The organism is Pseudomonas sp. JE3303, assembly GCF_056312565.1.
The window spans coordinates 256403-266363 of the sequence record NZ_JBWGIF010000009.1; the positions used below are offsets into that span (position 1 = coordinate 256403).

Annotated in this window: 6 protein-coding genes; 2 read left to right on the forward strand and 4 right to left on the reverse strand. The window is 65.9% G+C overall.

Annotation, left to right across the window (positions count from 1 at the left end; translation table 11 throughout):
• Positions 1 to 104: 104 nt before the first annotated feature.
• From pcaQ to AC0ZZU_RS15160, 4 genes are all read right to left on the reverse strand, one after another.
• Positions 105 to 1037 carry a pca operon transcription factor PcaQ gene (gene pcaQ / locus AC0ZZU_RS15145; protein WP_476341772.1) on the reverse strand — a complete coding sequence of 311 codons (933 nt, stop codon included), beginning with the start codon at positions 1035 to 1037 and terminating at the stop codon, positions 105 to 107.
• Between the two features lie 71 nt (positions 1038 to 1108).
• Positions 1109 to 1471: a nitrite reductase small subunit NirD gene (gene nirD / locus AC0ZZU_RS15150; RefSeq protein WP_476341773.1), complete on the reverse strand. Its 363-nt coding sequence runs from the start codon at positions 1469 to 1471 to the stop codon at positions 1109 to 1111.
• Entirely contained in the window at positions 1471 to 4029 is a 2559-nt protein-coding gene (nirB, locus tag AC0ZZU_RS15155) for a nitrite reductase large subunit NirB (RefSeq protein WP_476341775.1), read from the reverse strand. The genes nirD and nirB overlap by 1 nt, the downstream gene beginning before the upstream one ends.
• Positions 4030 to 4326: 297 nt before the next feature.
• Positions 4327 to 8373 carry a molybdopterin-dependent oxidoreductase gene (locus AC0ZZU_RS15160; protein ID WP_476341776.1) on the reverse strand — a complete coding sequence of 1349 codons (4047 nt, stop codon included), beginning with the start codon at positions 8371 to 8373 and terminating at the stop codon, positions 4327 to 4329.
• A 383-nt stretch (positions 8374 to 8756) separates the two neighbouring features.
• Between AC0ZZU_RS15160 and AC0ZZU_RS15165 the strand changes: the two genes are divergently transcribed.
• On the forward strand, positions 8757 to 8984 hold the full coding sequence (locus AC0ZZU_RS15165) for a ParD-like family protein (RefSeq protein ID WP_476341777.1): 228 nt from the start codon (positions 8757 to 8759) through the stop codon (positions 8982 to 8984).
• The gene (gene map / locus AC0ZZU_RS15170; RefSeq protein ID WP_476341779.1) at positions 8981 to 9757 is read left to right on the forward strand and encodes a type I methionyl aminopeptidase; all 777 of its coding nucleotides are present in this window, start codon (positions 8981 to 8983) and stop codon (positions 9755 to 9757) included. The genes AC0ZZU_RS15165 and map overlap by 4 nt, the downstream gene beginning before the upstream one ends.
• Positions 9758 to 9961: the final 204 nt, after the last annotated feature.

A 9961-nucleotide genomic window follows, 5' to 3' on the forward strand; every position in this document is an offset into this window, starting at 1 on the left:
GCGAGCTTAGCAGGCGGCCATGACCAATGGCTACCGGCATAAGAGCGGGTCGGGAGCCAGAAGTTCAGCAGATGAAATGTCGTTCATCCAGTGGGGAGCTCGCCTCACGGATAAACCCCGTCCCGATACTCCCCCGCCACCTCCCGCAACACCTGACACACCCACTGGGCCGGGACCCCCTGCTCCACCGCCGCATTGCTGCAGATGCCCACCGACCCACCCGGCTCCCGCACCCCCAGGTCAACCTCGCACAATCCCCCCTGCCCCAGGTCGATCAGTACCGCATCACGCGGCGCGACCCACACCGCATCGCTGCCCAGCACATAGCGCCGACTCAATGCCAGCGACAAGGTCTCGAGACGCTGGGCTGGGAGTTGAATGCCGCACTGCACGAACAGGCTGTCAGCATGCTGTCGAATCGTCGTGCCCGCGAGGGGCAACACCAGCGGAAAGTCCGCGACCCGCTGACGCTCCAGCGGCTGGCGTTCGAGCAAGGGGTGCCCGGGACGTACAACCAGGGTCATGGATTCACTGTACAGGTGTTCGAAGGACAGGCCCTGGATCTGTGGGCTATCGGTCATGCGGCCGACAACCAGTTCCAGCTCCCCGAGGTGCAGTTGCCCCAGCAGGTGTGCGCTGGCTCCGGTGACCACGCTGACCACCAGGGAAACATGGCGCCGGTGCAGGCGGCACAGCACCTCGGGCATCAGCAGGCCTTCGACCGTCGACAGCACGCCGATGCGCACCTGCGTGGGCAAGCCTGCCTCGCCACGCAGACTGCTCACGCCTTCACGCAGGGCCTGCACGCTGGGCCCGGCATAACGCAGGAAGCGCACGCCGGCCGGCGTCAGTTCGACGCCGGTGCGGGTACGCTCGAACAGCCGGGCCTGGAGCAGCGTTTCCAGCTCCTTGAGGGTCTTGGAAATCGCCGGCTGGCTGATCGCGAGAATGTCGCCAGCCCTGGCCAGGCTGCCCTGCCGGGCAATCTCCAGAAAGCACAGCAGGTGGCGAAACTTGATACGGGTGTCGAGGTTCATGGGTCAGGCTTGCCGGCGATCAGCGTAGGAACCCGGCATTCTCTGCCCTGACCATGATGCCAGGCAAGCCGTCAGGCCACTGCCAGTTCGACCTGCTGCCCATTGACCCGCACCGGCCATACCTGCAACTCCTGCTGCGGATCCTCGAGGCATCGCCCGTCGCTCAGACTGAAATGCTGCTTGTACAGCGGCGCGGCGACCACCAGCTCGCCTTGGAGGCTACCCACCAGCCCGCGGCCGATGACGTTGGCACCCGAGCGCGGGTCGCGGTTGTCGATGGCGTACAGCGATTGCTGCTCGCCCGGCAGGTAGAACAGCGCGACCTGCGTGCCATCGAGCCAGACCACCACGCCGGAATCGGCGACCAGGTCCTGCTGGCGGCACACCTGGCGCCATTGCGGGTTGCGGGCTACAGCGGTGTTGGACAGGTTCATCAGACAGCCTCCTCGGTGGTTGCGATCAGGTGCAGGGGTGTGGCGGTCAGGGGCCGGCGCTGTCCGCGTTCACGGACGAAATGCACGTCCGGATCGCTGCGCTGGTCGTTGACGAAAGTGCGGAAGCGCTTGAGTTTTTCCGGGTCCTTCAGTGCATTGGCCCATTCGCATTCGTAGCGGTCGACCACGTGCTGCATCTGCGCCTCGAGCTCGTCGCCAAGGCCCAGGCTGTCTTCCAGGATCACCTGCTTGAGGTAGTCCAGGCCGCCTTCCAGGCCCTCGCGCCAGACCGAGGTGCGTTGCAGCTTGTCGGCGGTGCGGATGTAGAACATCAATACCCGGTCGATGATGCGGATCAGGCTTTCGTCATCCAGGTCGGTGGCGAACAGTTCGGCGTGACGTGGGCGCATGCCGCCGTTGCCACAGACGTAGAGGTTCCAGCCTTTTTCGGTGGCGATCACCCCAATATCCTTGCTCTGTGCCTCGGCACACTCGCGGGTGCAGCCGGACACGGCGAACTTGAGCTTGTGGGGTGCCCTCAAGCCCTTGTAGCGGTCTTCGATGGCCAGGGCCATGGCGACGCTGTCCTGTACGCCAAAGCGGCACCAGGTACTGCCCACGCAGGATTTCACCGTGCGGGTCGACTTGCCGTAGGCGTGGCCGGTTTCAAAGCCTGCCTCGATCAGCTCGCCCCAGATCAGCGGCAACTCGTGCAACTGGGCGCCGAACAGGTCGATGCGCTGGCCGCCGGTGATCTTGGTGTAGAGGTCGTACTTTTTCGCCACCTGGCCGATGACGATGAGCTTGTCCGGGGTGATCTCGCCGCCCGGAATCCGCGGTACCACCGAGTAGGTGCCATTTTTCTGCATGTTTGCCATGAAGGTATCGTTGGTGTCCTGCAGCGGCACCAGCGAGGCATCCATCACCGGCTGGTTCCAGCAGGACGCGAGGATGTTGCCGACGGTGGGCTTGCAGATGGCGCAGCCAACGTGGCCCTTGCCGTGACGGGCGAGCAGATCGGCGAAGGTATGAATGCCCTCGACGCGGACCAGTGCGTACAGTTCTTGGCGGGTGTAGGCAAAGTGCTCGCACAGGCTCTTGTCGACAGTGACGCCGCGGGCGGTGAGCTCGTGCTCGAAGACCTGCTTGAGCAAGGCCGCGCAGCCGCCGCAACCGCTGGCGGCCTTGGTGCAGCTTTTGACGGCGGCTAGATCGCCGCAGCCGCTGTCGATGGCCGCGCAGACCGCGCCCTTGCTGACGTTGTGGCAGGAACAGATGGTCGCGCTGTCGGGCAATGCGTCGGCGCCCAGGGTCGGGGCGCCTCCGCCCTGGGGGAGGATCAGCGCGGCAGGGTCGGTCGGCAGCTTGATACCGTTCTGGGCGTATTGCAGGAGCGTATCGTAATAGCTGTTGTCGCCGACCAGCACCGCACCGAGCACGCGCTTGCCGCTGGCATCGACCACCAGGCGGCGGTAGGACGCGTTGGCTTCGTCGATGAAGCGGTAGCTGCGCGAACCGGGCGTGGCACCGTGGGCATCGCCGATGGAGCCGACGTCGACGCCGAGCAGCTTGAGCTTGGTCGACATGTCGGCGCCGGTGAAGGCCGTGGCCGTTTCGCCCATCAGCAAGGCGGCGAGGTTGCGGGCCATGCTGTAGCCGGGCGCGACCAGGCCGAACACGCTGCCGTTCCAGGAGGCGCATTCGCCGATGGCATAGATATTCCCATCGCTGGTGCGGCAGTCGCCGTCGATCACTACGCCGCCACGGGCAGCGACCTCCAGGCCACTGCTGCGGCCCAGGGCGTCCTGCGGACGGATGCCGGCGGAGAACACGATCAGGTCGGCTTCCAGATGCTCGCCGCCGTCGAAATTCATGCGGTAGCGGTAGTCTTCGCCTGCACTGATCGACTGGGTGGCGCGCGACAGGTGAACACCCACACCCAAGGCTTCGATCTGGGCACGCAGGGCGGCACCGCCCTCCCCGTCCAGCTGCACGGGCATCAGCCGCGGAGCGAACTCGACCACGTGGGCTTCAAGGCCAAGGGACTTGAGCGCGTTGGCCGCTTCCAGGCCGAGCAGGCCGCCGCCGACCACCACGCCGCGGCGGGCATCACTTGCTGCGGCGCGGATGCCATCAAGGTCGTCGAGGGTGCGGTAGACCAGGCGTGCGTTGCCGCTGGAGCCTTCGATCGGTGGCACAAAGGGGTAGGAGCCGGTCGCCAGGATCAATTGGTCGTAGGCGTAGCGGCCTTCCGGGGTGACCACCTCGCGGCGTTCGCGGTCGATTTCGATGACGGCTTCGCCCAGGTGCAGGTGCACGCCGTTGGCGTCGTAGAAACCGGGCTCGCACATGGCCAGGGCCTCGGCGTCGCTGCCGCCGAAGTACTCGGACAGGTGCACGCGGTCGTAGGCACGCTGGCGCTCCTCGCCGAAGATGCGCAGTTCGAAGCGCGCCAGGGCGCCGCGCTCGATCAGTTGTTCGACACAGTGGTGGCCGACCATGCCGTTGCCGACGATGATCAGTTTCTGGCGCTGCAGGCCTTTGGCGATTGCGTTCATGGGCGGTCCTCAATCACGGTGCAAAAAAAAACGCCTGGAGCCGAAGCTCCAGGCGCCTTTGCCTGGTGTTCATCATGTTATGGGCCCGAGTGTCGATCGTCGTTGACCGGCGGGGCCGTTGTGGGATGGATAAAGCAGGGAGCGTGCCAACTAATGCTCATTGCGCAGGTACTGGGGAGACGCTGTGGTGCCGCTGCTGGCGTGCGGGCGGACATGTCCGAAATGGACCCAATTCACGGGCACACATCCAGAGATTCGTACCATCGTGGTGCACCGCTCCCTGTCTTGGGGCATTTTTCAGTACACATCGCGCCGGTAGCGCTTGGCCTTGCCGAGCTCGGCGACATACGCGGCGGCGGCCTCGGCACTCATCCCGCCGTGCTCGGCCACGACCTGGCGCAATGCGGCATCGACGTCCTTGGCCATGCGCTCGGCATCGCCACACACATAGAAGTAGGCCCCCTCCTCCAGCCACCGCCACAGCTGGGCGCCCTGCTCGAGCATGCGTTGCTGGACATAGACCTTCTGCGCCTGGTCGCGGGAAAACGCGGTGTCCAGGCGCAGGTGCCCGCTGGCCTGCCAGGCCTGCAACTGGTCCTGGTAATAGAAGTCGCAGGCCTCGCGCTGCTCACCGAAGAACAACCAGTTACGCCCGGCCGCCCCGCGTGCCGCACGCTCTTCCAGAAACGCACGAAACGGCGCAATGCCGGTACCGGGCCCCACCATGATCACCGGCACGTCGTCGTCCTCGGGCAGGCGAAAATGCTTCGACGGCTGCGGGAAGATCGCCACGCGCAGATCCTCGGCGCGGTCGGCCAGGAAGGTCGAGGACACACCTTTTCGCTGCCCATAGCGCACCGTCGACACGGTGAGGTGCACCTGCCCGGGATGCGCCTTGGGGCTGGAGCTGATCGAGTAGAGCCGCGGCTGCAGGGGCTTGAGCAGCTTGAGCCACGTAGCGAGCGGCAATGCTTGTGGAAATTCGCGCAGCACATCGGCGAGCTGACGCCCCCACAGCCAGGCCTTGAGTTCGGCCTTGTGCTCGGGCTGCAGCAGCCGGCGCAGGTCAGCGGCATCGGGATGCTGGCTGAACGCTTCGAGCTGCGGGGTGGTGATGCGGGCGATCTCCAGATGTGTTTCGAGCGCCATGGCCAACGGCATCGCAGGCAGGTCCTTGAGCTCGAGCGGCGCGTGGCCGTCGAGCTGCATCAGGCCAAGCAGCTCCTGCACCAGGGACGGACAGTTGCGTGGCCAGACGCCAAGGGCGTCGCCGGCCTCATAGGTGAAATCGCTGCCGGCCAGGTCAAACACCAGTTGGCGGGTTTCCTTGATCGCGCCGGGGGCGTTGAGCAGGCGGTTCTCCAGCAAGGGCGCGTGCCAGGGCTGGTGCTTGCTGCAGGCCGGGGCGGCGGGCGTGGCTGCGCAAGGCGCTGCCTCGGCCAGCGGCGCCCGCGCCTGGCCCAGTGCTGGCACCAGCGCGTCCAGCCACTGGGCGAAGGTTTCATCAAAGTCCGGCTCGCACTCGACACGCTGCAACAGGCGCTGCCCACCCAGTTCGGCAAGGCGCTGGTCGAGGCGCCGGCCAAAGCCGCAGAACTGGTCGTAGCTGGAATCACCCAGCGCCAGCACCGCGTACGGCAGGTCGCTGCAGTGGCTGGTTTCCTCCCCCTGCAACGCCTGCCAGAACGCCGCGCCGCTGTCGGGGGCGTCGCCGTCGCCGAAGGTACTGGCGATCAGCAGCACGCTGGCCGCGCCTTGCAACTGGCGCGGGCTGACCGCCTCCATGCAGCTGAGCTCCACCGCCAGGCCCGACTCACGAAGACGCTGGGCGCAGCGTTCGGCCAGGGCTTCGCCGTTGCCGGTCTGAGAAGCCCAGAGGACGCGGTGCGGTGCCTGCGCCGGGGTTTCCACCCGCGTGTGCGGCTGGGCCAGCAGACCCGCCAGCAGGCCATCGACGAACAGACGGCTGCTCGGGGCCAAGGGTGCACTGGCAGGCAGGCTCGGCACGCCCGTGCCGCGTGCCTCGGCCTGTGCCAGCCCAAGCAGGAAGCCTTGCAGGTAATGCTGCTCGGCGGCGGCGAGCTGGGGCACGGGCAGTGCGTCCAGCCCCAGCAGCCGGGACAGGGTAGCGGTCGGCATGGTGGCAGGCTCCGACGAGGGTTCCGGGGGAAGTTCGAGGGTATCGATGCGCTCGCCGCTGACCCGACTCAGGGCCACGGCGCAGTGCTTGAAGGCCGGCTGCAGTGACAGCGGGTCGACGGCATCGCAGGTCACGGCATTGATCGCCAGCTGCTCGCCGTAGACGTCGTTCCAGTGAAATGGGGCGAAACAGTTGCCCGGCAGCACGCGGGGGCTCACCTTGGCGGGCAGCACCGCCTGGCCGCGGCGCGAGCGGATCGCCACCTGGTCCTTGTCGGCAATGCCCAGGCGGGCAGCGTCGTCTGGATGGATTTCGACGAAGGGACCGGGATCGAGCTTGTTCAGCGAGGGCACCTTGCCGGTCTTGGTCAAGGTGTGCCACTGGTGCTGGACACGGCCTGTGTTGAGCACCAGCGGGAAATCATCGTCGGGCAGCTCGGCCGGCGGCATCCACGGCCGGGCGAAGAAACGCGCACGGCCACTTGGGGTCGGGAAGGCCAGAACGGGGCGCTGGCCGTCGTGCTCAAGCAGCGTCTGGCTGATGCCGTCGTTGCAGTAGCGCAGGGGGCTGCGGTCGTCCTGGCGGCCCGGCGCGCTGGGCCACTGGCGCGGTTTTTCGCGCAGCTGGTCATAGTCGATGCCGCGCAGGTCATAGCCGGTGGCAGGGTTGTGAAACTGCCGGATCTCGTCGAACACTGCTTCGGCGTCAGCGTAAGTAAATGCCTGGGCGTAGCCCATGGCGCACGCGATGCGCGCGATGATCTGCCAGTCGGGCAGGCTATCGCCTGGCGCGGGGACGGCTCGCGGCATCAGGGTGAGATTGCGTTCGCTGTTGATCATCACGCCCTCGCCTTCGGCCCACAGCGCGGCGGGCAAGAGGATGTCGGCGTAGCGGTTGGTCTCGGTGTCGAGGAAGGCGTCCTGGGTGATCACCAGCTCGGCCTGCTGCAGGCCGTCAATCACCTGCTGGCGGTTGGCGACGCTGGCCACCGGGTTGCTGCAGATGATCCAGCAGGCCTTGATCTGGCCCTCGGCCATCTGCTGGAACAGCCCCACCGTGCCCTCCCCGCCTTCGGCGCGCAGGCTGCCCGGGGCAAGCTGCCACTGCTGCTCGACGAAGGCACGGTCGCTGTCGAGCAATGCCGAGCGTTGCCCTGGCAGGCCCGGCCCCATGTAGCCCATTTCGCGCCCGCCCATGGCGTTGGGCTGGCCGGTGAGCGAGAACGGGCCGCTGCCCGGACGGCAGATCGCGCCGGTGGCCAGGTGCAGGTTGCACAGCGCGTTGCTGTGCCAGGTGCCGTGGATGCTCTGGTTGAGACCCATGGTCCAGCAGCTCATCCAGTCCCTGGACTCTCCGATCCAGGCAGCGGCCTGGCGAATATCGGCTTCTGCAAGGCCGGTCAGCTCGGCCACCCGCGCGGGTGTGTAGTCCGCAAGAAACTCCGGCATCACCTCCCACCCTTCGGTGTGGCGGGCGATGAAGCCAGTGTCTGTGTGACCGTTCTGGTGCAGCAGGTGCAACAGGCCGTTGAGCAGCGCCAGGTCACTGCCCGGGCGCACTTGCAGGAACAGGTCGGCCTTGTCCGCCGTGGCATTGCGCCGCGGATCCACGACGATCAGGCGCGCCCCCGCCTTGACCCGGTCGAGCAGGCGCAGGAAGAGGATCGGATGACAGTCGGCCATGTTCGCGCCGATCACCAGGAAGACCTCGGCATGCTCGAAGTCCTGGTAACTGCCGGGCGGTCCGTCGGCACCCAGCGACAGCTTGTAGCCGCTGCCGGCGCTGGCCATGCACAGGCGTGAATTGGACTCGACATGCCGGGTGCGGATGAAACCCTTGGCCAGCTTGTTGGCCAGGTACTGGGCCTCGAGCGACATCTGCCCGGACAGGTAGAGCGCCACGGCATCCGGGCCGTGTGAGTCGATGATCCCGCGCAGGCGCGTGGCGGCCTGCTCGATGGCAGTGTCCATGCCGGTCTGTCCGGGGTCTTGCTGGCGCTGCTGGCGCACGAAGGCGTGCTGCATGCGCCCGCCCGCGTCCAGCGGCACGTGCGCGGTGAGGCCCTTGGTGCACAGTCGGCCGAAATTGCTCGGGTGCTGCTTGTCGCCGCTGATCCTGGTAACGCGGCGGCCTTCCACGGTCATGACAATGCCGCACCCTACCCCGCAATACGGGCACACGCTGCGCACCTGGCTGCTGCTCATCGGCCGATCTCCTGCCTGCACGAACAAAAAAGGCGCCGGCTGCCCCAGCCTGCGCAAGCAAGGGGGCAACACGGCGCCTTTGTCGTGAACGGTGGGCCATCTACGTTGACGGCCCTGATGACAGGATCACAGCAAGAGTCAGGCCAGATGACCATTCCAGCCTCACCGCGATCAGGGGTGGGAGCGCGCCTTGTGCCGCGATCGGGCCCGCAGGGGCCGTAAAACCTGCAATCGCGGTGTGCCAGAACCACTGCGTTTGCAGATTTTGCGGCCCCTGCGGGCCCGATCGCGGCACAAGGCGCGCTCCCACATGGGCCGGGGTGGCTTGCACTGATTGGGTGATTAGCGCACCAAGAGGTAGCGCGCCAAAACAGTAGGAGTATATGATTCAGATATGTTTCGTATATCCAGGAGCACTCAAGATTGCCGAAGACCTGCACGAGGACTTGCGCGTCGCCAGCGCTGCGTTGTCGCGCTCGATCAACGCCCAGGCCGAGTTCTGGATTCGCATCGGCATGCTCGCCGAACTGAACCCCCAGGCCAATTACCAGGAGTTGCTGCGCCAACTGCTGCGTCAGGAGCAAGCCAGCCTCAAGGAGCTGATCCAGTGAGCCAAGTGATCATCAAGGACGCCGCCCAACTGGCGCTGATGCGTCGTGCCGGGCAACTGCTGGCCCAGGTGTTCGCCGACCTGGACGGGTTCATTCGCGCCGGCGTCAGCACCCTGCAGATCAACGACCGCGCCGATGCCTTCATCGTCGAGACGCTGAGGGCACGTCCGGCCAGCAAGGGCCAGTACGGCTTCCCCTACTCATTGAATACCTCGGTCGATCACGTGGTCTGCCATGGAATGCCGAATGCGAGCGAGATCCTGGCCGAGGGCTCGATCATCAACGTCGACATCACCTTGGAACAAGGTGGGTACATTGCCGATTCCTCGAAGATGTACTGTGTGGGCAAAATCGAAGTTGAAGCCCGTCGCCTGGTCGAAACCACCTACGACGCAATGTGGAAGGGCATCGAGCAAGTCCGCCCCGGCGCCACTCTTGGCGACGTCGGCCACGCGATCCAGACACACGCCGAAGCAGCAGGCTACAGCGTGGTGCGAGAATACTGCGGACACGGTATTGGCCGGCAGATGCACGAAGGTCCCGAAGTGCTGCACTACGGACAACGGGGCAGTGGCCTGACCCTGAAGCCGGGCATGGTCTTCACCATCGAGCCGATGATCAACCAGGGCGGACGTGGCACCCGCACCCTGCGCGACGGCTGGACCGTCATCACGCGGGACCGCAGCCTGTCGGCGCAGTGGGAGCATACGGTGGCAGTGACCGAGGATGGGTTTGAGGTGCTGACGTTGCGGGAAGAGGAGTTGCGAGGATAGCGGTACGCCGAGCCATTCCCCTGATGAGCCCTGAGCGGCATTCAGGGGGAGCGTCGGGAAAACGATACAAACAAAAAAAGCGACCCTAAGGTCGCTTTCTTTGTGGCTTCCGGGTGTTCAGTGGGCCCTGGAAGCTGGAATATGGCGCAGCGGACGGGACTCGAACCCGCGACCCCCGGCGTGACAGGCCGGTATTCTAACCGA